Genomic DNA, 21983 nt, shown 5'->3' on the forward strand with positions numbered 1-21983 from the left:
TCCAAAGACACTTTCCACTGATTCTAGCATAATTATTATGTAAATAGAAACAATTTTCTGAAATTTATCTGGGTTAATTTGTATGATACAATGTATAGATAGAAATATTTAGGGGGTTAAAGGATGTGGATTATTTTTGGATTGGCGGCGATCGGGGCGACGCTCATCAATTTGACCGTATTTATGATGGAGAAGGACTATAAGCTGCCGATGGCGATTGCCCTATCATTAGTTGCTCTCACGTTATGCGCCGAATATAGCTTGCTCAACATGTGGGTCGAAGCTAAGGACTGGGGTGCCATAACAGATGTCGTACCCGGTATGTCGCGTGCGCTATGGTTCTTGACGGTTGCGGCAATCTTTTTGAATATCCTTCCGATCTTTTTAGAGAGAAAACGAAACAAGATGAAGGAATCGAAATGATTGGTATGGCGTTCAAGAAATTCCGGTCATTTAGTGAATGACAATGAATCATAAACTTATTGCGATTCTCGCTAATCCATTTGGTGTTTTCATTTTTGTCGTAATTTCACTGTCTTTGATATGGCAGGCCATACTCCGTCTCTTATCGTCTCAGCACATCTTGTTCATAACCAATTTAGTCGGAGGACTGGGTTTTATCGTCATGATGTTGCTTTTATGGCATACGTACAGGAGTCAATCATAGTAAAACGTGTTCGAAGCTATAAAATTAGCTTTGAACACGTTTTGTTTTTGAGTTTCACGCAATCAATCATCTGAACGAGTTGAATATAATAGCTCACCGTCAAGTGATCGCAACTCATAATCGATTCCTGATTGCATCTGCTTTGTCATTATTGCGCGACACGTAAACACATATCCTGGACCATATGCAACGTCCGGAATTTCCTTGAAGCCGTATGACCGCTCTCCGAACCATAGCGTCACGTTCGATGAACCCTTCGATGATCGGTCATCGACGACATAACATTCTCCCGTCTCGACGATGTGATTCGTCGTCATGCGGTCGTACGTTTCCATGCCTGCCATTCCAAGTACAAGAAACGAACAAAACATTGCGAGACAAGCTTGTCCTAGTTTGACTCGATTCCGAGTCTTTCGCCACTCTCTCCAATAGATGACAAGAGATCCTAGACACAATAATCCAATCAACCAAGTAAGTACAATTTCCAACAACCGAATCACCTCGTTTTACAATACGACTTTCTTCAAAAAAGGATTCGTGTCCCCTCACAAAAAAACTCGACACATGTCGAGTTTAAGGTAATTCATACTCCAATTTTCGCTTTTGCCAAGCGACAAGGAGGATACTGATGATGACGAGTAGGAACCAGGACGACAGTTTTCCTAAATCAACGATGGCCCAACCGTTCAATTGGTCCGGATACGCCCAGCCGTTGTAGAACGTGACAATATTTTCAGCAAGCCAGATAAAGCAGGCAATCAAGAAGAATGACAGGACGACCGGCATCTCAAATCGTCGATCGTCGAGTTTATACGAGACAACCGAGCGACCGAACGCCAAAAAGATGAATGCGATCAACAGCCACCGTAGGTCTAACCAAACATGGTGCCAAAAAAAGTTGAAGTAAATGGCGATGCCAAGTCCGAAGGCGATGATTGGGTGCGGCATCTTCGTAAATCGTAAATCGAGACGACGCCATGCCTGGACGACGTAACTACCAACGCTCGCATACATAAATCCGGCATAGAGCGGGACGCCCCACACTTTTGTGAACGCCTCATCCGGATAACTCCATGACCCCATCTGCACCTTGAATAATTCAAGTCCAAGACCGATGACATGGAACCAGCTGATGACCTTCACTTCTTCCATCGTCTCGAGCCCCGTCTTCACAAGGACGACTTGAACGAACAAACACCAGATGAGTAAAACGTCATATCGTGGGAGTGGTAACTCTACAAACTTTGTGACGGCAAGCGCTCCGAAGATGGCGACCGGAAAGATACAACTAAGTGCCTGTTCGTAAGCGAAGATAAAGAGATAACGTATACGTCCCATCCGTTGTCCTACCTTTCGATGTATTCATATAAAAATGAGGATTCGCCATCATAAAACCGCGGGTCAAAGACGCCGAGCCGTTCTTCGTTTGCTACGATGACGACGAACGGCGACCATTTGGTCAATGTGCGCGCCTCATGATTCGCTTCAAACAATGGTTCAAGACTCGCCTTTTCGGCACTCGTCAATTCGTATTGCAAGGTCGCTTCTTGATATATCGAATCTTGAAAGAGCGATACGTCCTCGTCAGTCTTCGTAATGACCGTGAACTGAGTCGGGATAAATGAAGCCGAGAGCGCCACTTCGTCATATTCCATTGAATAAGACTGATATAAATAGGCGCCCTGCGCACTTTGAAGCGCGACACAAAGAACGAGGGCAGCCCACGCATACCGATACGTCTTATAACGGACTTCTTGTTTACGTGCGACGAGCCAGGCGACCAAGAAGATTCCCCAATAGACAAAATCGACAATCGGGATCACACCGAATGTGATCCTCACGTCCGAGATCGGTTCGAAATACCCTGTCCCCCATGCATTGAACAAATCGGATGTATTGTGTACGAAGACTGACAATAATGCCCACCAAAAATAGCGGATGTCCGTCACTCGAAAGAGAAGGCGAACCAGTATGTAGATGAGCAGTGCAAAGAGCGGAACGAGGAAGATCGAGTGAGTGATGCCGCGATGCCACATCTGATACATGCCTTCCGTGTCCCATAGCCGTGAAATTACATCACTGTCAGGGATTTGGCTCCCGACGAGTGTCGTGACGAATAAGGCTCGTTTTTCATGTTGTTGTAAATCACGTTTATCGGCTGCACCATATAACGTCAAACCGAATAACGTATGTGTAATCGTATCCACGTTCTACCTCCATAGCGAAAGAGACATCTCCCAATCCTGGACGATGTCTCTTCCTATTAGTTCTCTTTATCCATTTTCATGGCGCGTCTTGCGACGATCGTTACGAAAATGACAGCGACAATCGGAATGATCAATGGCATCCAATTCAACATCCGCCTGTCCCCCTTCATCTAGTGTCGCAAGCAGTATAGCACATCTGCTTACTCGATGGCGGAATGAATGCTTGTATGTTCATAAGTAATTGCCATCTTCTCAATCGTTGCTTTCATATGATCACGAAGCGTGAGTGGTTCAACCACTTCTACTTGTGAACCCAAAGATAGCAACCAGTAAATAAATCCGTCAGAAACGGCCGCATCGAAGCGGATGAGGAATCGTTCTCCATGTTCAGAAACAGAAACGTCTTCCCCTAACTTGTCAAAGATGACCGGGAGAACGCGTTCGTCGACGGACAAAACGATTTGTTCATCAGATCCGTTATACATATTGAATGATTTTTGATAGTAATCATCAGGTAAATGATGCTTCGGACGAATGGTGCCATCTTCCACAATCTCCGAATTGACGATGCGGTCAACCCGGTAGTTCCGCACCTCTCCGATTGATTCGTCGATCCCGATCAAGTAGTACTGCTCGTGATTCCAATGCAAATCGATTGGATTAACGACGTATCGCTCTCCGTCACGGCGGAGCGGGAACGTTCGTTTCGTCACATCAAATCCGACGACGTCTGTATATTGGAACGAGATAGCTTTTCGTTCATGAATGGCCCGTTGGATACGATCGATATGGTAAGGAATGTGTCCGTGTTTTTTCTTCGGCGTCTTGATGATCGATTGTAGCGTCTTCGCTTCAGGGATACTCGTCAGCATTTGAAGTTTCTCTACAATTTCCTCGGTCACGTCTTCCGAGATAAATTTCGCTGCGACAATCGCATCGACCATCATCCGGAGTTCATGAATCTCAAATAAGCGGGCCGAATGCCAATACTTTTTAGCGAGACCATTCTTCTCCAATTCATCCTGCACTTCAAACCCCGAATTATTCAGTGCCTGGATATCGTCTTTCACCGATTTTTTTGCTAACTTAGAAGTATCTCCTATCGTTGACAAGTACTCGAGCAAATCTTCTAGTGTCTTTGGATTCGCTTCGTCCGTGTAACGTTCGAAGAAACGTCGAACTTCAAGTAACCGCTCTCGGTTATTCACGGTTCTATCCCCTTTCGTTTCTCTATCTAAATTATGTATAAACAGACATTATCATTTTATTTCCACGAAATAAAGGTATTTTCCATTACAAACTGTTTAAGGAGGCGCCATCTACAGTGAAACATTATGCACACGTCAACGGCTCAAAAATCGAATATATAGACCGTGGTCACGGTCCCGTCATCGTACTGATTCATGGGACCCAATCCTCAAGTCTAGAACCATACCATGTGGACCAACTCGTTTTGTCCGGTTTCCGGGTCATTGTCCCATCTCGGCCTGGATATGGAGAAACTCCCTACACTTTTTCAGCATCGCCTCAAGCGTTTGCGACACAACTCCATCACTTGATGCAGATGCTACAGATTGAACGGTATCATGTATATGGCATCTCTGCCGGAGGACCGACCGCCATCGAGCTCGCTTCACAGAATCAGCGTGTACTCAGCTTGACACTCGCTGCCGCCGTAACGAGTGTCGTCGATTTCCCGTATCGGGACACGGTCAGTCGAAATATCGTCCAGCCGGCATTCATCGCCCTTCAATACATCATGAAACAGTTCATCGCTCGTGCCATTCAAAAACATCCATTTGAAGCAACGGCCCGTATGATTCAATCGACGAGTGTGTTGGCACTCGAGACAATTCGAGAAGAGGTATCACCCTATGACATCTTCCTCCTAAAACGTGTCGCGAATCAGATGGCGTTTGGACTTGGCGCACAGTTCGATTTAAAACAACGTGTCTCAAGTGAGGTCTTACTCGGTGTCACCTGCCCGACCTACATCGTCCATTCAAAAAATGACAAGGCCGTCCCCGTTCGTCATGCGCATTACGCGAAGCGATTGATCCCGCATGCTCAGTTAACAATCCTGAACAGCCCAGGACACCTCATTTGGGTCGGACGACAAGCGAGAAAATCAGAACGACAAATCGAACGGTTTATCCGATTCAACTCGTAAGCATCTCAAAAAGAGGTGCTTTTTTACGTATCTAACCCGAGGGCATCAATCAATTGATTCGTCGTATGTTCCGGTAGTCGCCAGATAACGTCTGTTCGTTAAATTCTGTGATCACACTTGGATGCTCCGGTTGACCGAGCCAAAGCTGATAGCGTTCTTGCTTTCCACCTTTAAACTGCAGCAAGAGATCAAAATCGGGTGCCACTTCGATTTCGATATCTTCGATTTCTTCTGAACTTCGTAGCATTTCCGCGAACACCCGCACCTGGCTCAATTCATGAAACTCTAACTTCACTTCTGGATTCATTATTCCGCGCACCGTCGACTCCGCCACCTTCACGCGTTCAACTTCTTCATTCTCAATTTCTCCAATCGGATCTCCAAACGGTGCGGTAATCGTTCGAATCGCATCAACCCACTTCATCATTTTATTCATTCTCTCACCTCTCTCTTCTCTTCATCTATACGTAGATCCAATCGAAACGGTTTCAACATTTGGAAAAATTAAAAAGCCGAGCAAACGCTCAGCTTTTACATTCATTCATATTTCCAACCGACTAAACTTGCCTCGTCTCCGACGTAGCGGACTCGTTTCTCACCATCACTTGGGAAGACGCGAAGGGTTGCCACAGCGTCACCGTCATTGACGAAACATTCGACACTCGACGAGTCGACATACAGATGAAGGGACGTGACCTCAATCACTTTTGTCCGGGTCGTCCCAAACTCCGTCGCGAACGGTTCACCCGCGTTTGTCCGATCGATGGTCAATTCGTTTGTATCTTTCTCGTACCGAATCACGAGCGACTCATCTTCTGTCTTCAATAGTTCAAGTTTGAAGTCTTCTCCAGCTGTCGACAGTTCCAATTCAAAACGTTCGGGTGAGATCACGTCAAGCCGTGTCCCTGATTCGTTTACGAACTGATTAGATCGGAGTTGCTTCATTTCAGAGATTGGTCGTTGTTTTAATACGCCATCTTCAAGCGAGAGTTCTCGAGGGAGCGTCAACGCATGGGCCCAACCGTAGCGGTCTGTCGGATATTCGATCTCCGGTAGGCCCATCCAACCGACTAGAATGCGACGACCGTCATGCTCCGTCGATTGCGGGGCGTAAAAGTCGAAACCGAAGTCGAGCTCTTCAAACGACTCGTGCGTGAAGACGAGCGTCTCTAAATCGAGAGTGCCTGTGACGTATCCAGATTGATAGATGTTGTGATAGCGATGACCTTCAGGCTCAATCCCTTGCGGAGAAAAAATGAGGACATGCCTTCCATTCAGTTCAAACACGTCCGGACATTCCCACATGTAACCGAACTGCTCGAGCTCCGTCTTCACTTCACCTAAAAACGTCCAATCATTCAAGTTGGTCGAACGATATAAGACGACACATCCTGTCTCATCCGTTCGCTGTGCACCGACAATCGCATAATATGATCCATCTTCTTCCCATACTTTCGGATCGCGGAAATGTTCCGTGTAACCGGCCGGAATATCCGGGATGGCCACGTTGCGCCGCTCGATCATCCCGTCACGTAAGACACCGATAATTTGCGAGGCGTGACGCGTCCAATCGTCCGTACGATGATTCCCGGTATACATGACGTGAAGTGTGTCGTTTACGACGAACCCACTTCCAGAATAGGCACCGTGGGAATCCTCCTTCGTTTCAGGGACTAACGCCACCCCGCGGTCGGTCCAATGGACGAGATTTTTCGAACTGACATGATACCAATGTTTGAGACCGTGAACTGGCCCGAGCGGGAACCATTGATAGAATAGATGGTACTCTCCATCGTAATATGCGAAGCCGTTCGGGTCATTGAGGAGGCCCGTCGGCGGCTGGATGTGGTACCCAAACCGCCACGGGGATGCGGCCGTCTTTGCACGGAGCACCTCCATTTCGAGGGCGCTCACGTCACGGAGTGAACGATAACGTTCGGCCTTCGTCCAATTCATAGTGTCACTTCCTTTTTCGTTACGCGGCTTGTTTGACCGCTTCTTTTTTTGCTTGTCGTTTCGCAAGGATGAATGTCAATCCGAATGTCACGGCGAATGCGATCGCCATACCAATGATATACGAGATGATCGAACCCGGTGCGATTGAAATAATACCTGGTAATCCGGCAGCACCGAGCGCTACTGCCAATACGTCGTTTCCAACGATGAATGCAGACGCAACGGCTGAACCAACGATGGCTGCGATGAATGGATAACGAAGTTTTAAATTGACCCCGAACATGGCAGGCTCTGTGATTCCAAGTAATGCAGAGATTCCTGATGCTGAGGCGACACCTTTCATCTTCTTATCAGCAGTCAAGAAGAAGACCGCAAGGGTAGCAGCCCCTTGTGCAACGTTTGACATCGCAGCAATCGGGAAGATGAACGATCCCCCTGTTTCAGCGATATCGGCGAGAAGTTGTGTCTCAATTGCGATGAAGCTATGGTGCATCCCCGTGATAACGATTGGAGCGTAGAGAAGACCCATGATCAAGCCACCGACGAACCCGAGTGAATCGTACGTCCATACCAACCCATCAATGATCAAGTTCCCTGCTTCACGAGTGATCGGTCCGACGAAAGCGAACGTGATGAACGCTGTGAAGAGGAGTGAGAGCAATGGCGTAAGCAAGATATCTAGTGACGCCGGCATAAACTTCCGAATGTTAATTTCAAGCTTCGATAAAATATACGTCGAGACGAGGACTGGTAAGACTTGTCCTTGGTATCCTAACTTCTCAATCTCGAGTCCGAAAATGTTCCAAACCGGAATCTCTTCAACACTTGCCTGAGCGTATGCATTGATCAAGTCCGGGTGGACCATGATCATCCCGAGCGCTGCACCTAGGTACGGGTTACCACCGAACCGTTTGGCTGCGGAGAACCCTATGAGTACAGGAAGGAAGACGAAGGCGGCGTTTGCGAACGTATTGATCATCGCTGCGAGGTCGGCCATGCCTGGATACTGGTCAATCAACGAACGTCCATCAAAGAACAAATCCGGTGCCGTCAATAAGTTGTTGATTCCCATCAAGAGACCGCCGGCGACGATGGCCGGGATGATTGGAACGAAGATATCCGATAACATTTTGACGAACTGTTGGAGCGGGTTCATTTTTTTCGCTCCGGCTGACTTCACGTCTGTCGTCGACATGTCTCCAAGGCCAGTCAATTGTGAAAATTCCGCATAGACCTTGTTGACCGTACCTTGTCCGATGATGATTTGATATTGTCCTCCTGTAGAGAATGTTCCCTTAACCACATCAAGTTGTTCGAGTGCTTTCTCATCGACCTTTGACTCATCGTTCAATACGAGTCGAAGGCGAGTCGCACAGTGCGCGGCTGCCGCAACGTTTTCTTTCCCACCAATCGCCTCTAGGATCGATGCTGCTTCTTTTTTGTAATCCATCTTCATTTCCCTCCTAACGTTTCATTCACAAGTTGTCGTGATGGAATTGCTGGAATAGCGCCATAAGCTGTACATGTCAATGCACCCGTTACGTTCGCATATTCAATGTCGGAACGTAAGCGCTCCGGGTCAAACCCGAGTGTTGCCAACCGATATAAGTAAGCTCCGACGAACGCATCTCCCGCTCCCGTCGAATCGATACTGTCGATTGAGATTGAAGGAACGATTTCATGATGCGTGCTTGTCGCAATCAACGTCCCACGAGACCCTAGTGTGATGGCAATCTGTTTTGCCCCTAATTCAAGCAGTGCACGAACAGCGTCTTCTAGTTGTTCTTCTCCGGTTAACAAGTATGCTTCTTCTTCGCTCAGTTTAATGAAGTCCGATTCCGCGATGAAGTGTCTCGCATCTTGTTTAAATTGCTCGAGGTCCGTGATCAATGCATCTCGATAGTTCGGGTCGAACGAGATAAACAAGCCATCCCGCTTTGCAAATTGCAATAACTTGAAGTACGCGTCTTTCAATTTTCCATCAAGTAGTGCTGTCGCCGAGCCGAAATGAATGATGTCCCCTGACTCGATCACCGATAAGTCGATCGACTCGAAGGCATACTCCCCGTCACTTCCGCGACGGAATGTGAAGTCCCGCTCTCCGTCCTCTTGAATCGATACGAATGCGAACGTCGTGTCTCCAGACTCCACAAGGTTTTCTGTTCGGACGCCGTTCTCGACCAACGTCTGTTTCAAGAAGAGACCAAACGGGTCATCTCCAACCTGTCCGAGGAAACTAGATTGCCCCCCGTGCTTACTGACGACTGCCGCGACATTCGCAGGTGCGCCTCCCGCCTTCTTGACGAACGTCGTCCCGTTCAAGAGATCGCTAGACGCATCCTCGCATACCCAGTCAATCAATAATTCGCCGATACAATGTACGGTGTTCATATCGTCCACCTCCATAAATCATATAAGTTCTTTATACAATTGGTACCGGTTCCATTTTAGAATAAAAAATGTTGCGGAACCGGTTCCGCAACACAAATGTAAACGATTTAGTTTAACTTGTCAACGCTTTCGCGCACTTTTAGTTCAAAAATTGTGAACGTTTTCATTGAGACGTGTTCACCTTGCAACAGCTGTAGCATCATGTCGGCAGCTTTCGCACCAGTTCGGCGATAAGGAAGGTGTACCGTCGTGATGGATGGATGCAGGACTTCCGTGAAATCATATCCTCCAAATCCACTGACAGAGACATCTCTTGGGACAGAGACCCCCTGATTCGCTAATCCTTTCAGGACGCCTAAGGCAATGTTGTCGGTCGCACAAACGATTAAGGAAACAGAGCCAACATTATCCGCCAACTGTTCACCGATTGGAATGGCATCCTCAATCTTAAACGTCGTTTGAATGACTTTGACATTTGCCTCCGACTCTTGAAACGCCCGCAAAAATCCGTCACGGCGTGCTTGACCGACCGCGATATCCGATTCATACACCCCGACATAGACCACGTTTCGATGACCCCACTCCGTGAACTGTTTACCGAGCGCATAGGCCGCATCATAGTCAGGATAGACGAGACTATGGACATTGTCATGTTGCTGACCAATCAACAAGACCGGGATTTGAATCGCCTCAATCGCCTCAAGATGACGTTCCGTGACCGTCGTCCCGAGCCAGATGATTCCGGCAACTTTTTGTTTGGCCAAATTATATAGCTGTTCGATTTCTCGTTCCGTCTGTTGTGCTGTATTGACGACGAGCATTTGATATCCTCGTTCTGTGAGCTGTTCATCAATCCCCATCATCGTCCGTGAGGCGGCATACGAATCAAGCCGTGGAACGATGACCCCAATCATCTTCGTCTGTTTCGACTTGAGACTTTGAGCGAACTGATTCGGCTCATAGTTCGTATCTCGAATGACCCGGTCGAGTTTTTCCCTTGTTGCCTTTCCGACCGATCCACCGTTCAGATAGCGTGAGACCGTACTTTTGGCGACACCAGCGAGCTCCGCAATGTCTTTAATGGTGACTTGCTTCATCCTTACCCCTCCATATGAAAAAAGCTGACGTGCGAGACGCCGTCAGCTTAATGGTTTACCACATATCGTTTCTTGAAATTTAAATAATACAAACCGTTCCGCTTTTCGAACCCGTTCTGAATGAGAATATGATGCATCTCTTGTTGATGTGGGCTCGTCGGTGGGATGCCAGCCCGGACTGTTTGTCCATCCATCAATTTTGAGTCCAGTAAGGCAAGTCGCAAACCTTCCGTCGCATATCCTTTGTTTTTGTACGCATCGAACACCATCAGGTCGAGTTGGTATACGCGGGCAAGCTTGAGTAACAAGACTTTACCGACCAGTTTGTCATCGACCATCAAGTCGTAATAGAAGTCTTCTCCATAACTATGCTCTTCTGCGTGATAAAGTTGCTCGGACCCCATTTCTTCGAGAATCCCTTTCAACTCTTCAGCAGAAACGCCATATGCGTTTTCTCCATACTTCTGAAAATGTTCATATTCAATCTCATCAATCTGGCGAATAGGTTGACGCACGATGTTCATCCCGTGCCCTCCTTAACTAGTAGTTCAATATCTGTCTGCGCTTATTATAAACGAATCCCTTCATGAAGCGCAAAAGATAACCGAACGTCAAATCGGTTCGATATGAATATGCACCGAATCGACCGCATGCTGTTCATCTAATTTCCGTTCGATGTCATCACATAATTCATGGGCCGCGTCCACGGTCAAATCGCCATCGACTGCAATCGTCACGTCGAGCATCACGTGATTCCCTAGATGACGCCCTTTGATTTCCCGAACTTCTTTCACCCGCTCAAATTGTTCAATCGTCTCCTCATAGGACTCGACGAGGTGCGGAGGGAACCCGTCAGAAAGCTGATGGGTGGCATCTAAAAAGATTTGGATCGCTGTCCGGATGATCATGCCGGCAATCACAATTGCTAAGACCGTGTCCATCCAAGACAGTTGAAAATAAGCAAATAGCACACCAAGCGTGGCTCCGACTGAAATCATCGCATCGGCCAAATTGTCTTTCGCTGCCGCCTTAAGTGCCAATGACTTTGTCTTCTTCGCGAGGTTCAAGTTGAACCGATACACCCCGAACATGACGAGCGCACTGACGAAGGCGACGACCGCCGCCAACGGGTTCGGCTCTGTATACTCGCCCCCGATTAAATTCGACAGACTGTTAAAGAAGACGAAAATACCGACCCCAATCATAATCAATGAAGCGATGAGTGCAGAGATCGTCTCCATCTTCGCATGACCATATTTATGCTCGGCATCCCGTGGCAATGCAGCCACCCGAATGCCAATATAGACCGCGACTGATGCAATTATATCCGTCGTATTGTTGAATCCATCGGCTAGGACCGCCTCAGATTCATATAAGTATCCGAAGAATACCTTTAGTATAGATAAGATCAAATATGCCTTAATCGACACAATCGCTCCTTTGAGCGCTTTTGGTGGATGATTTGTTGTTTCCATCCGCCCACCTCCTTAATTAGCTCAGTTAGTATAGCAGGTGAACTTCGTGTGGGGATAGAGAAACAATGTTTCTTACAGCCAAAATAAATGGAATATATTCCCGGTAGTTTCGTTTAACAAATTTTATGGTAAAGTAAACAGGAAGAGACCTTAGGGTTAAACCGCAAAAAGAGGTGAAACAGATGTTTACAGAACGTGATGGGATCAAATTACGACTGGAACAAATTGACAGATTGTTAATCGATTTGAATCGCGAGGCAAAGCAATTGATGGCACGTCTCCGCGAATTAGATGCTTCTGGTGAAAATCCGCACGAAGTATCTTTGAAACCTGAAGAACGCGATACGTTGAAATCGTCAATCGATGAAACGCTTGAAGCGCTACAAAGCCGTTCAAAACGTCCGATGAACGTGAACGACGAGAAGAAGAAAGAACTTGCTTCTCATAAAGCACTCATCGATGAATTATCAGACTTACTCAGCAAGAAAAAATGAGACGCACCTGCGTCTCATTTTTTATGAAGGAGCCCGAATCATGTATATTGTAACCACTTGTTTACGTCCGACAGATGATGTCTTATCTCGAGCGCATACACATGCCACAGAATACAAGATGAAATTTGTCGACCGGCGCAAACTTTCCATCGACGAGTTGAAGAAACGTCATCAACGAGATGTACTTGTATTTGATAAACGACGTGTCGAGTTCACACCTCTGCATAGTACAGAACCGTTCTTTTTCCACCCATCGAGCTCCGTCTTTCGGGTGAAGCAACTGAGCCGAGGTGGATCAGATCCACTCATTGACGCCATGCAAGCAACTCCGGGTGATCATATTTTAGATTGTACACTCGGACTCGGCTCGGACAGTATCGTCATGAGCCATGTCGCCGGTTCAAACGGTAAAGTAATTGGCCTTGAGAGTCAATTCATTACGGCACAACTCGTCCGAGAAGGCATGTCCGTATGGGTCGAAAAAGATGAGCAGGTCAATGAGGCGATGCGACGCATTGAGGTCGTTCACTCCAACTCTCTTGACTATTTGAAAACGTGTGCGGAAAATTCGTTTGATTGTATCTACTTTGATCCGATGTTTGAAAAGACGATTTCAGAATCGGTTCATCTGAACCCACTTCGCACAATCGCCGACACTTCCCCTCTCACGCAAGAATTGATTACCGAAGCAACACGAGTAGCCAAGAAACGAATTGTCTTGAAGGCGCATTTTGAGAGCGATACCTTTGAACGGTACGGTTTCGCTCACATAAAACGTAAAACGTCGAAGTTCCATTACGGATATATCGACCTTGAGTCTAAGTCTATTTAGTCAAATTGAACTAAATAGGTCTTTAGACTCCTTTTTCGTTTATTATTTTCTGAATATTGACATTAATCAGACACAAAGAGTACATTTACAACAAGCTCACACATTTTCCCATTATTTTTTAACAGGAGGTTCATACAAATGAAAAAACGTTCCATCCGTCGAACGACTCTAGCGGCTCTCATGACATCTGCCATGACAGTCAGTATCGTTCCGGCAGCTGGTGCCGCTCCCCTCTCGGTTGCGCCATCGGTACCGACAACGAGCGAGCTCGCTCCGTTCGACCACAACATCATCGATGAAGAGCGTCTCGCGAAAGCTCTCGAGAAACGCGGCGTCATCAAAAAAGGTTTGTCTGCATCTGAACGCATGAAAGCAGTCGATGCATATATCTCGAAAAAGCAAGGTGAAGCGAAAGATCCACATAAGCACGACGACAAAGTGAACGAGAAGGCTTCAAAAGCAAAAGAGAAGATACATACTCAATTCGAAAAGGAATCAAAACGAATTCTTGATAAAGCGAAAAAAGGGCAAGGAAATTACCGTAAAGGGAAACCGAACGGTCAAGTGAAGGTTTCTCCTGCCCGGCAATCTGCATACAACGGTTCGGTACGTGAAGATAAAGTCCTCGTTCTCCTCGTCGAGTACAGCGATTTCAAACACAATAACATCATCCAAGAGCCGGGCTATATGTACAGCGATAACTTCAGTAAAGAACATTATGAAAAGTATATGTTCGGTGATCAACAATTTGAACTCTTTAACGGTGAAAAGGTTCAAACGTTCAAACAATACTATGAAGAACAATCAGGCGGAAGTTATACTGTCGATGGTGAGGTTTCGGAGTGGTTGACCGTTCCGGGAACCGCAAAAGACTACGGTGCGGACAAAGGCGATGGCGGACATGATAACGTCGGACCGGGACCACGTCAACTCGTCAAAGATGCGTTGAATGCTGCGGTCGCATCTGGAATCGATTTGAAAGAACATGACCAATACGATCTATACGATTTGGATGGAGACGGTGACTTCAATGAGCCGGACGGTCTCGTTGACCACTTGATGATCATCCACGCTGGGACTGGCCAAGAAGCGGGTGGCGGTGCGCTCGGTGACGATGCGGTATGGTCACATCGCTGGGTTCTTGATGGTGTTTACCCAGTAGCCAATACAGAAGCTGCAGTTCCTTACTGGGGCGGAAAAATGGCTGCGTACGATTACACGATTCAACCAGAAGATGGTGCGGTCGGCGTTTTCGCACACGAATTCGGACATGACCTCGGTCTTCCAGATGAGTACGATACGCAGTACACAGGTCAAGGCGAACCGATTCAATCATGGTCAATCATGAGTGGCGGTAGCTGGGCCGGTAAAGTCGCAGGTACGGAGCCAACAAGCTTCTCACCACAAAACAAAGAATACTTCCAAAAAATCATGGGTGGAAACTGGGCAAACATCACAGAAGTCGACCTTGAAGACCTCAACTCTCAAGGGTTCGTCGCACAACTCGACCAATCTGTGACGAAATCAAACAACCCAGGCATCGTCAAAGTCAACCTTCCTGATAAGAAGATTAAAGGAATCGAACCAGTTTATGGCGATCGCTACTATTACTCGACAAAAGGTGACGACATCCATACTGAGATGGCAACACCAGCTGTGAAACTTGGTGCGGACGGAGTCCTCGCATTCGATTCATTCTATGAAGTCGAATCGGACTATGATTACTTGTACATCAAAGCCCTCAGCAGTGGTCAAGAAGTCGTTCTCGATGTATTCGGTGACGACGTCAACGGCGCAAACGAAGCGGGCTACCCTGCTGAGACGACGAACGGTGCATGGGTCAACAAATCATACGACCTCTCACAATTCGCTGGTCAAGATGTTCAAATCGTCTTTGAATACGTGACAGACGGCGGCGTCGCTATGAAAGGCTTCGCAGTCGATAACTTGTCAATCAAATCAGAATCCGCAACACTCTTCGCAGATGATGCAGAAGGCGCTGAAGCCGTGACGCTCGATGGATTCGTCTCTTCAGACGGATACGATTCAAAACCACACTATTACTACCTCGAATGGCGTAACCACGCTGGGTCGGATATGGGTCTTCTCAACGGCCGCGGCGTGAAATACAACACTGGTCTTGTCGTGTGGTATGGTGATGACTCGTTCACAGATAACTGGGTCGGTGTTCACCCTGGTGAAGGATTCCTCGGTGTCGTCGATTCACATCCACAAGCGCTGATCGGTAACTTGAACGGTCAACAGACAGTCGCAGGTAGCACACGTTACCAAATTGCTGATGCGGCATTCAGTCTCGATAAGACGCTCGCTTGGTATATCGATTCACCGAGTCGTGGCGTGTACGATTACAAAGCACAGCCTGGCGTGAAGCAGTTCAATGATGCAAACTCTTACATCAACTCGCTCATTCCAGATGCAGGACGCAAACTTCCGCAATACGGTCTCGTCATTGACGTAGTCGGTGAAGCGAAAGACAACTCTGCAGGTGCCGTTTGGATCCGTACAAAATAAACATGTAGCATTCGACCTCCAGTCTTCCTCTATCGAAGATTGGAGGTCTTATTATTCTAAAAAAGCTTGAAAATGACGAATAATCTGTGTAACATAGTTGGTATAACGCCTCTGTAGGTTAGTGGCAGACCTCAGCAATGGTAATGCTGCAGCACGAGTTCGATTCTCGTCGGAGGCATCAACAATACCGCTCAACCAAGCGGTTCAGAGCACTTCCTGTTTATGACAGGAGGTGCTTTCTTTTTGCCCGTTCCCACTTTGTTCCCACTTTCTTATTTTTCATGTCGCGAATCACGGTTTGTCGAATCGATTTTTAGTTTGTCGAACGATTGCACTTAGCAGGGAGTTTCCAGAAGCACTTTTGATATAGAAGAGGGTTTTATAATTTTACGGTGTTTACCTGAGTGGACCTCCCCCCTCTCCTTGACATCATTTCCGTTCCTCTATAAACTTGAAAAGTTGAAATCATTGAATAGTTAGAGGAAGGAGCATGATTCATGCTAAACGAATGGTTATGGATTCCTTCTGCCATCCTTACACTCGGACTACTCGTCCTCAGTTACAAGTTATTCGGACGAGTCGGCTTATATGCTTGGATTGCGATGGCTTCGGTCGTAGCAAACATCCAAGTCACGCAACAGATTGTAATTGGCGGATATATTTTCACGCTCGGTAACATCGTTTACGGTTCGCTCTACTTGGCAACCGATATTTTGAACGAAAAACATGGGCGAGTGGCTGCCCGTAAAGGCGTATGGCTCGGATTTTTCATCTTGATCGTCTCAACGGTACTCATGCAATATGCACTTTTATATGAGCCGTTTGAAGAGGCACTGTTCATGCATGAAAGCTTCGAGGCACTCTTCTCGATGCTGCCATTGATCACACTCGGTAGCCTTGCTGCCTATTTGGTCTCTCAATTGTTCGATGTCTTCGTCTATTCAAAGATCCGTGCAAAAACGGGCGAGAAGAAGCTTTGGCTTCGTACGACAGGTTCGACCGTCTTATCTCAACTGATTGATACGTTCACGTTCTGCATCATCGCATTCTGGGGAATGGAATGGGACATTTGGTGGAACATCTTTATCACGACATACGTGGCAAAGTTTGTGATCGCTTGGATGGCGACACCGTTTATGTATTACGCAAAACGAACAAATCCACAAGACGAAACCGAACAGGATGCAGCATAAAGAAAAGCCGTAACTTCAACATGAAGTTACGGCTTTTCTTATGGTCGTTCAATCAGGATACGCACAGCATACGGACGGGCTTCTTCAATCGACGCCGACTCTCGACAGACGGTAATCGCTTTGAATGCATCAATCGCGACCGCCTCGATGGTATGATCGTTCGTTTCGACTTCAAGAATGGTATAAGCAGGTAAGCGCTCGAGTTTAACCCACTCCCCGTTACGTTTTTTTTCATAGATGACTGGTGTTTGAATCGAGTAACGTCGGAGTAAATCATGGACATTCATCTGATCTCCTCCCTATTCAAATCGTACATCCATTATAGAAAGCGCTTTCAAATTTGTAAAGCGAGTACACTATAATTTTATACAATCTTCCACTTCATTTTAAATTCAATTTTGCCGATAAAAGAAGTAAAGAAATGGGGTGAATTGATGCGTTATCGCCGCCAGGAGACGTTCCGCTATATCCTACCGAATCCCCGTACCATCCCTTATCGACTTGTATGGGAAGAAAAAGAACTCTATGATGGGGAAGGATTGCTCCTCAATGTGAGTTCTCATGGATTAAAATTGCGTTCGGACTACCTCTTCCCGCTCTCTGATGATTTACAGGTCCATTTTCTTTTCGACCTCGTTCCGACACTTCAACCGATCGAACTCATGGGACATGTCAGACACCGTGGCCAAACGGGCTCGCTGTATGATTATGGAATCATGCTTGATGTGAAAGCTGACGAAACTCAGCAACTCGTCACGATGATTAAAACGTATGCACGTGAAAATAAATGAGAACATGCGTCAGGCATCTTCTCATTTTTTCGTGTCTCCAAAAGAGGGTATACTACAACTATCAACCATTGACGAGGTGTTCGTATGACAAGAAAATTCTTATTGATTCCTTGGGGACTGGCAATTGCATTCGCCGTCATCGGTCCAAATGTCCCGTTCGACGGACGCTTTCTTCTCGATTTTGTGACTTATAATACCGAGGCGTACGAAGGCTATTCTCTATCGCTCTTTAGTATCTTAGGGGTGTTTCCCCTGGCGATGTTTCCACTTCTTTGGTCAGAAGTGAATCAGCTCAAACCGAATCCACTCATCGCCGCTGTCACCAGTTTTTTCGTTGGGGGATTTCTACTCGCTCCTTATTTGGCTTTTGCGAGACAGTCACCTTATCCGACCCCGGTCAAACCGCTGCCGACCCGTATCCTCGGCGTTGTGCTTTTACTGGTGACAATCGGGTTGTTCATCGCTGCAGCCAATACTGGAAATGTTGCAGAATACTGGTCCTATGTGGAGAACAATCAATTTGTTCGAACGATGACCGTCGATTTCTTTTTGTTGGCATTCATTCAAATTACGTTAATGAATCGGGACGCGAAACGCTATAAGATGAGCTTATGGCCGCTCCCCTATATCCCGTTGTTCGGTCTCATTTTTTGGCTCATGATTCGCCATCAAAAACCGTTCAACGAAGCACCTCCGAAGCGTGAACGTGCTGAAATGAAACATTGAGTACCCGTTTTCATCAGAAACGGCTATACTAGAAGTTAGTTTTTAATGAAGGAGACCATCACATGCGTTATTTCCAAGTCACTTCTTACGTGACTGTCAAGAATGAAGAGCTCGAATTCAATGAATATGTAAAAGTTCCAAACCAAAAAGTCGATCAATTTTTGAAAGACACATTGGAACTAGATTTATACGATGACCAAGTGACATTGCGCGAATGTGTTGTCGAAAAAGGGAAATGGGAATGCCCAGTCGGTGATTTTGTCATCACGGAACATATGAACGAGAAATCATTCAATCGGCTACAAAATAGCCGCTCTGTAAAGTCAACATCATAAACCAACTCAAAAAGATCCTCCTAGCTTATTTCAGCTAGGAGGATCTTTTACCTGTTACACGCTTTATTCGTTCGATTCTTCCTCTGGATCAGGGTCAGGATGCTGTGTCGGAGCCGGTTTTTTCGCCGGGTTCGATTCATCATCCGGTAGCGGATCCGGGTGAACCCCTGGTTGTGATTCGTCACGCTTCATCGTATCCCTCCTTCATGTTTACTCCACTTGTTTAACCTTTTTTCACATGAATGAAACGTATCAGTGTATATTCCGGTTGCCGATGACACGTCTGGAGATCGCCTTCTCAATTTCAACAATGATAAAGACGACGGCACCAAATGCCACTGGATAAATCCAATCTTCCCACGTTAATGGAGCGGTACCGAATAACGTGTGCATAAACGGTACGTACGTGATGAACAATTGTAGGGCAATGAGTAAGGCCGATACGAGAAACGCAATCTTATTGTCAAAGAAATGTCGGTTGAATGCAGGTGCCAACTCCGTACGGCAGTTGTACAAGTGGAAGAGCTGGGCCATGACGATGGCATTCAAGGTAATCGTTTGTAATTTCTCGGTCGAGTAGTCGAAATCTCCGAGCATATAGTTGATCCATAAACTACCGCCCCCGATAATAATTGAAACGAAGGTGACGCGGAAAATATAGTATCGGCTGAGTAGCGGCACATTGGCCGGACGTGGCGGTCGTTTCATCGTACTCTCTTCGAGTGGTTCGAAAGCGATTGCTAAAGAGAGAGTAATCGCGACAACCATGTTGACCCATAAAATCTGCACAGGACTGAGCGGTGCAGCCGCTCCGAGCAAGATACTCATTGCCACAAGCAACGCTTGACCTCCGTTTGTCGGAAGCAAGAAGAGAATGGTTTTCTTCAGGTTATCGTACACCCGTCGTCCTTCTCGTACGGCGTTATAGATCGTTTTGAAGTTGTCATCGACAAGAACCATCTGAGATGCTTCTTTCGCTACTTCCGTCCCTTTAATCCCCATTGCCACACCAATGTCAGCACGTTTTAAGGCAGGTGCGTCGTTCACACCATCTCCTGTCATCGATGTAATCAGACCGTTCTCTTGCAATCCTTTGACGAGACGAAGCTTGTCGTTAGGGCTGGTCCGTGCGAATACATCGTTATGAACGGAAGCCTCTTTGATTTCTTCATCTGTCATATCTGTCAATTCACGACCTTCGAGGGCGCCTTCCACTTCCATGCCCAGTTCTTTTGCAATCGCGACAGCGGTATCTTTATGGTCTCCCGTGATCATTTTAATTCGAATCCCAGCATCACGACACGCGGCGACCGCATCGATGGCTTCTTGTCGAGGTGGATCGACGATTCCGAACAATCCGAGGAAAGTTAGACCATCTTCAACATCTTCATGGTCGATTGACGCTTTTGAACTGTCGACACGTTTCAAGCCTGCACCGAGAACGCGTTGACCGCGGTCTGCGATCTCTTTTCGTTTTTCATCCCAATAGTCTTGTTTAAAGTCTTCAGACAATGCCATATCAAAGAGTCGGTCCGGGGCACCTTTGACGAAAATCATTCGCTCTCCTTTGTAATCGACGAGCGTCGCCATGTATTTATATTCAGAATCGAACGGGATCTTCGAAATGACTTTTAAACGTTCGATCGGGCGCTCGGCCTTCTCAGCGACGGTCAACAGACAAGCCTCGGTTGGATCACCGTTAATGACCCAGTCCCCGTCTTCTTCATTCAACTGCGCATCGTTACATGTTTTCCCAACGGTTAACAGGTCGATCATCGACTCGTCATCGTCCAAGTCAAACGGTTGACCATTCAATTCGAGATCTCCATTCGGAGCATATCCGCTACCCGAGACTTCGATATCATGGTTCGCTGTCACGATTTGTTTGACGGTCATCTCATTCTTTGTCAATGTACCTGTTTTATCCGTACAAATGACAGATACAGCACCAAGAGTTTCGACAGATGGTAGACTTCGCACAATCGCTTTTTGTTCGGCCATATTTCGTACACCGAGCGCCAAAATGATGGAGATGACGGCAGGCAATCCTTCAGGAATTGCCGCAACGGCAAGACCGATTGTCGTCAGCATCAATTCGACCGGCTCATAATCCCGTAAAAAGTAGCCGAACGCATAAATCACGACGGAGATGATCAAGATGGCGATGGACACCGTTTGACCAAACTTGGTCGTCTGTCGAATCAGAGGGGTTTTGACGGTCTGCACTTCTGAGATTGAAGCGTTGATTTGGCCGAGCTCCGTCCCTTCACCGATGGCTGTCACGATAGCTTTTGCACTTCCCGTCGCGACACTCGTTCCTGAGTACACCATGTTTTTCCGGTCGGCCAACACCGATTCTTCTTTCACGACGTCTGATTTTTTCTCGACAGTCGTCGCCTCTCCCGTTAAGGCCGATTCCTCGACCTTAAACTTTTCGGCTTGCACGACACGGGCATCGGCCGGCACTTTATCACCGGCAGCAAGCACAAGCACATCCCCGACGACCAGGTCACTCGAGTCGATTTCGGATTGCTTGCCGTTTCGAACGACGGTCGCCTTTGTTTCTAACAATTTTTTGATTCCTTCTAGCGCCTCTTCGGCCTTATTCTCTTGAAGATATCCGACGACGCCGATAATCGTGACGACTAAAACGATGACGATCGTATCGATGTACTCCCCTAAGAATCCTGTGACGACGGCAGCCGCTAACAAGACGTACACGAGAACATCATTGAATTGTCTTAGAAATTTTATAATTTCAGGGGTTTTCTCTTTCTCCGGCAATACGTTTTTGCCGAATTCGTCTTGACGACTTGTGACACTTTCTGTTGTAAGACCTGATTCAAGATCAGTCTCCACATGGGTTCGCACCTCATCTACTTCGAGCGCATGCCACGGTCTGTCTTCCTTCTGCATAATTCATCCTCCTCGACCAATACTTTTTGAAAAGTCTTTCCCCTATCTGTTCCCAATCTCATGCGGCTCGACACGTGCAAACTTGTAGAATTGATGTCATTTTTCAAAGAAAACGCTTTCTTGGTTTGGAATTTCTAATTGTAACCGGTATCATTGTTCAATTTTAATTTTTCTTTTGAATATGGCTTTACAGAAGTCTTT

The 21983-nt window shown here is 46.7% G+C and carries 23 protein-coding genes and 1 tRNA gene; 10 read left to right on the forward strand and 14 right to left on the reverse strand.

Features of this window, described 5'->3' with window-relative positions; genetic code table 11:
• Positions 1-123: 123 nt before the first annotated feature.
• Positions 124-423 (forward strand): hypothetical protein, encoded by a 300-nt coding sequence (locus tag KNO72_RS00660; protein WP_214684341.1) that lies wholly within the window; start codon positions 124-126, stop codon positions 421-423.
• Positions 424-729: 306 nt separating this feature from the next.
• Here KNO72_RS00660 and KNO72_RS00665 read toward each other — a convergent pair whose 3' ends face one another.
• The 4 genes from KNO72_RS00665 to KNO72_RS00680 form a co-directional block, all read right to left on the reverse strand.
• Positions 730-1155 (reverse strand): hypothetical protein, encoded by a 426-nt coding sequence (locus tag KNO72_RS00665; RefSeq protein WP_074037059.1) that lies wholly within the window; start codon positions 1153-1155, stop codon positions 730-732.
• A gap of 85 nt (positions 1156-1240) precedes the next feature.
• Positions 1241-2005, reverse strand: coding sequence for a DUF817 domain-containing protein (locus KNO72_RS00670; protein ID WP_074037060.1), 765 nt, complete (start codon positions 2003-2005; stop codon positions 1241-1243).
• An 8-nt stretch (positions 2006-2013) separates the two neighbouring features.
• Entirely contained in the window at positions 2014-2874 is an 861-nt protein-coding gene (locus KNO72_RS00675; RefSeq protein ID WP_214757042.1) for a metal-dependent hydrolase, read from the reverse strand.
• Positions 2875-3074: 200 nt separating this feature from the next.
• Positions 3075-4082 carry a helix-turn-helix transcriptional regulator gene (locus KNO72_RS00680; protein WP_214684342.1) on the reverse strand — a complete coding sequence of 336 codons (1008 nt, stop codon included), beginning with the start codon at positions 4080-4082 and terminating at the stop codon, positions 3075-3077.
• A gap of 116 nt (positions 4083-4198) precedes the next feature.
• Here KNO72_RS00680 and KNO72_RS00685 point away from each other — a divergent pair, with 116 nt between their 5' ends.
• Positions 4199-5044 carry an alpha/beta fold hydrolase gene (locus tag KNO72_RS00685; RefSeq protein WP_214757043.1) on the forward strand — a complete coding sequence of 282 codons (846 nt, stop codon included), beginning with the start codon at positions 4199-4201 and terminating at the stop codon, positions 5042-5044.
• 49 nt (positions 5045-5093) lie between these two features.
• Here the strand turns inward: KNO72_RS00685 and KNO72_RS00690 are convergent, their stop codons facing one another.
• From KNO72_RS00690 to KNO72_RS00720, 7 genes are all read right to left on the reverse strand, one after another.
• Positions 5094-5480 (reverse strand): hypothetical protein, encoded by a 387-nt coding sequence (locus KNO72_RS00690; protein WP_214757044.1) that lies wholly within the window; start codon positions 5478-5480, stop codon positions 5094-5096.
• Positions 5481-5581: 101 nt separating this feature from the next.
• Positions 5582-7000 carry a glycoside hydrolase family 32 protein gene (locus KNO72_RS00695; RefSeq protein ID WP_214757045.1) on the reverse strand — a complete coding sequence of 473 codons (1419 nt, stop codon included), beginning with the start codon at positions 6998-7000 and terminating at the stop codon, positions 5582-5584.
• Positions 7001-7019: 19 nt separating this feature from the next.
• Positions 7020-8450: a sucrose-specific PTS transporter subunit IIBC gene (locus tag KNO72_RS00700; protein WP_078146864.1), complete on the reverse strand. Its 1431-nt coding sequence runs from the start codon at positions 8448-8450 to the stop codon at positions 7020-7022.
• Positions 8451-8452: 2 nt separating this feature from the next.
• Positions 8453-9391 carry a carbohydrate kinase family protein gene (locus KNO72_RS00705; protein ID WP_214757046.1) on the reverse strand — a complete coding sequence of 313 codons (939 nt, stop codon included), beginning with the start codon at positions 9389-9391 and terminating at the stop codon, positions 8453-8455.
• 107 nt (positions 9392-9498) lie between these two features.
• The gene (locus KNO72_RS00710; protein WP_214688785.1) at positions 9499-10488 is read right to left on the reverse strand and encodes a LacI family DNA-binding transcriptional regulator; all 990 of its coding nucleotides are present in this window, start codon (positions 10486-10488) and stop codon (positions 9499-9501) included.
• Positions 10489-10535: 47 nt separating this feature from the next.
• Positions 10536-11012, reverse strand: a complete 477-nt coding sequence (locus KNO72_RS00715; RefSeq protein ID WP_214684347.1) for an N-acetyltransferase — start codon at positions 11010-11012, stop codon at positions 10536-10538.
• Positions 11013-11099: 87 nt separating this feature from the next.
• The gene (locus KNO72_RS00720) at positions 11100-11963 is read right to left on the reverse strand and encodes a cation diffusion facilitator family transporter (protein ID WP_214757047.1); all 864 of its coding nucleotides are present in this window, start codon (positions 11961-11963) and stop codon (positions 11100-11102) included.
• 182 nt (positions 11964-12145) lie between these two features.
• On the opposite strand from KNO72_RS00720, the gene KNO72_RS00725 reads away from it, so the two are divergent.
• From KNO72_RS00725 to KNO72_RS00745, 5 genes are all read left to right on the forward strand, one after another.
• Positions 12146-12457, forward strand: a complete 312-nt coding sequence (locus KNO72_RS00725) for a hypothetical protein (RefSeq protein ID WP_012726238.1) — start codon at positions 12146-12148, stop codon at positions 12455-12457.
• A gap of 40 nt (positions 12458-12497) precedes the next feature.
• Entirely contained in the window at positions 12498-13289 is a 792-nt protein-coding gene (locus tag KNO72_RS00730; RefSeq protein WP_078146859.1) for a class I SAM-dependent methyltransferase, read from the forward strand.
• A 138-nt stretch (positions 13290-13427) separates the two neighbouring features.
• Positions 13428-15821, forward strand: coding sequence for an immune inhibitor A domain-containing protein (locus KNO72_RS00735; RefSeq protein WP_214757048.1), 2394 nt, complete (start codon positions 13428-13430; stop codon positions 15819-15821).
• Between the two features lie 107 nt (positions 15822-15928).
• Positions 15929-15999: transfer RNA gene (locus KNO72_RS00740), tRNA-Thr, on the forward strand.
• 319 nt (positions 16000-16318) lie between these two features.
• The gene (locus tag KNO72_RS00745; protein WP_214688788.1) at positions 16319-17014 is read left to right on the forward strand and encodes a queuosine precursor transporter; all 696 of its coding nucleotides are present in this window, start codon (positions 16319-16321) and stop codon (positions 17012-17014) included.
• Between the two features lie 38 nt (positions 17015-17052).
• On the opposite strand, the gene KNO72_RS00750 is transcribed toward KNO72_RS00745, so the two are convergent.
• Complete coding sequence (locus KNO72_RS00750) at positions 17053-17301, reverse strand: hypothetical protein (protein ID WP_078146856.1); 249 nt, start codon at positions 17299-17301, stop codon at positions 17053-17055.
• Positions 17302-17448: 147 nt separating this feature from the next.
• Between KNO72_RS00750 and KNO72_RS00755 the strand changes: the two genes are divergently transcribed.
• From KNO72_RS00755 to KNO72_RS00765, 3 genes are all read left to right on the forward strand, one after another.
• On the forward strand, positions 17449-17805 hold the full coding sequence (locus KNO72_RS00755; protein ID WP_012726233.1) for a PilZ domain-containing protein: 357 nt from the start codon (positions 17449-17451) through the stop codon (positions 17803-17805).
• Between the two features lie 84 nt (positions 17806-17889).
• A complete protein-coding gene (locus tag KNO72_RS00760) occupies positions 17890-18531 on the forward strand; it encodes a hypothetical protein (RefSeq protein WP_078146855.1) in 642 nt (213 codons plus the stop codon).
• Between the two features lie 62 nt (positions 18532-18593).
• On the forward strand, positions 18594-18866 hold the full coding sequence (locus KNO72_RS00765; RefSeq protein WP_078146854.1) for a hypothetical protein: 273 nt from the start codon (positions 18594-18596) through the stop codon (positions 18864-18866).
• A 63-nt stretch (positions 18867-18929) separates the two neighbouring features.
• Here KNO72_RS00765 and KNO72_RS15720 read toward each other — a convergent pair whose 3' ends face one another.
• On the reverse strand, positions 18930-19058 hold the full coding sequence (locus KNO72_RS15720; protein WP_256363520.1) for a hypothetical protein: 129 nt from the start codon (positions 19056-19058) through the stop codon (positions 18930-18932).
• A 60-nt stretch (positions 19059-19118) separates the two neighbouring features.
• Positions 19119-21782 (reverse strand): cation-transporting P-type ATPase, encoded by a 2664-nt coding sequence (locus tag KNO72_RS00770; RefSeq protein ID WP_078146853.1) that lies wholly within the window; start codon positions 21780-21782, stop codon positions 19119-19121.
• Positions 21783-21983: the final 201 nt, after the last annotated feature.

Source organism: Exiguobacterium sp. s123, assembly GCF_018617075.1.
GTDB lineage: Bacteria > Bacillota > Bacilli > Exiguobacteriales > Exiguobacteriaceae > Exiguobacterium > Exiguobacterium profundum.

Coding starts and splice junctions, on each gene's coding strand:
- KNO72_RS00700 (WP_078146864.1), bottom strand. CDS start 8,450: ATGGATTACAAAAAAGAAGCAGCATCGATCCTAGAGGCGATTGGTGGG.
- KNO72_RS00670 (WP_074037060.1), bottom strand. CDS start 2,005: ATGGGACGTATACGTTATCTCTTTATCTTCGCTTACGAACAGGCACTT.
- KNO72_RS00690 (WP_214757044.1), bottom strand. CDS start 5,480: ATGAATAAAATGATGAAGTGGGTTGATGCGATTCGAACGATTACCGCA.
- KNO72_RS00760 (WP_078146855.1), top strand. CDS start 17,890: ATGACAAGAAAATTCTTATTGATTCCTTGGGGACTGGCAATTGCATTC.
- KNO72_RS00715 (WP_214684347.1), bottom strand. CDS start 11,012: ATGAACATCGTGCGTCAACCTATTCGCCAGATTGATGAGATTGAATAT.
- KNO72_RS00765 (WP_078146854.1), top strand. CDS start 18,594: ATGCGTTATTTCCAAGTCACTTCTTACGTGACTGTCAAGAATGAAGAG.
- KNO72_RS00745 (WP_214688788.1), top strand. CDS start 16,319: ATGCTAAACGAATGGTTATGGATTCCTTCTGCCATCCTTACACTCGGA.
- KNO72_RS00755 (WP_012726233.1), top strand. CDS start 17,449: ATGCGTTATCGCCGCCAGGAGACGTTCCGCTATATCCTACCGAATCCC.
- KNO72_RS00735 (WP_214757048.1), top strand. CDS start 13,428: ATGAAAAAACGTTCCATCCGTCGAACGACTCTAGCGGCTCTCATGACA.
- KNO72_RS00720 (WP_214757047.1), bottom strand. CDS start 11,963: ATGGAAACAACAAATCATCCACCAAAAGCGCTCAAAGGAGCGATTGTG.
- KNO72_RS00730 (WP_078146859.1), top strand. CDS start 12,498: ATGTATATTGTAACCACTTGTTTACGTCCGACAGATGATGTCTTATCT.
- KNO72_RS00695 (WP_214757045.1), bottom strand. CDS start 7,000: ATGAATTGGACGAAGGCCGAACGTTATCGTTCACTCCGTGACGTGAGC.
- KNO72_RS00725 (WP_012726238.1), top strand. CDS start 12,146: ATGTTTACAGAACGTGATGGGATCAAATTACGACTGGAACAAATTGAC.
- KNO72_RS00710 (WP_214688785.1), bottom strand. CDS start 10,488: ATGAAGCAAGTCACCATTAAAGACATTGCGGAGCTCGCTGGTGTCGCC.
- KNO72_RS00705 (WP_214757046.1), bottom strand. CDS start 9,391: ATGAACACCGTACATTGTATCGGCGAATTATTGATTGACTGGGTATGC.
- KNO72_RS00750 (WP_078146856.1), bottom strand. CDS start 17,301: ATGAATGTCCATGATTTACTCCGACGTTACTCGATTCAAACACCAGTC.
- KNO72_RS00660 (WP_214684341.1), top strand. CDS start 124: ATGTGGATTATTTTTGGATTGGCGGCGATCGGGGCGACGCTCATCAAT.
- KNO72_RS00770 (WP_078146853.1), bottom strand. CDS start 21,782: ATGCAGAAGGAAGACAGACCGTGGCATGCGCTCGAAGTAGATGAGGTG.
- KNO72_RS15720 (WP_256363520.1), bottom strand. CDS start 19,058: ATGAAGCGTGACGAATCACAACCAGGGGTTCACCCGGATCCGCTACCG.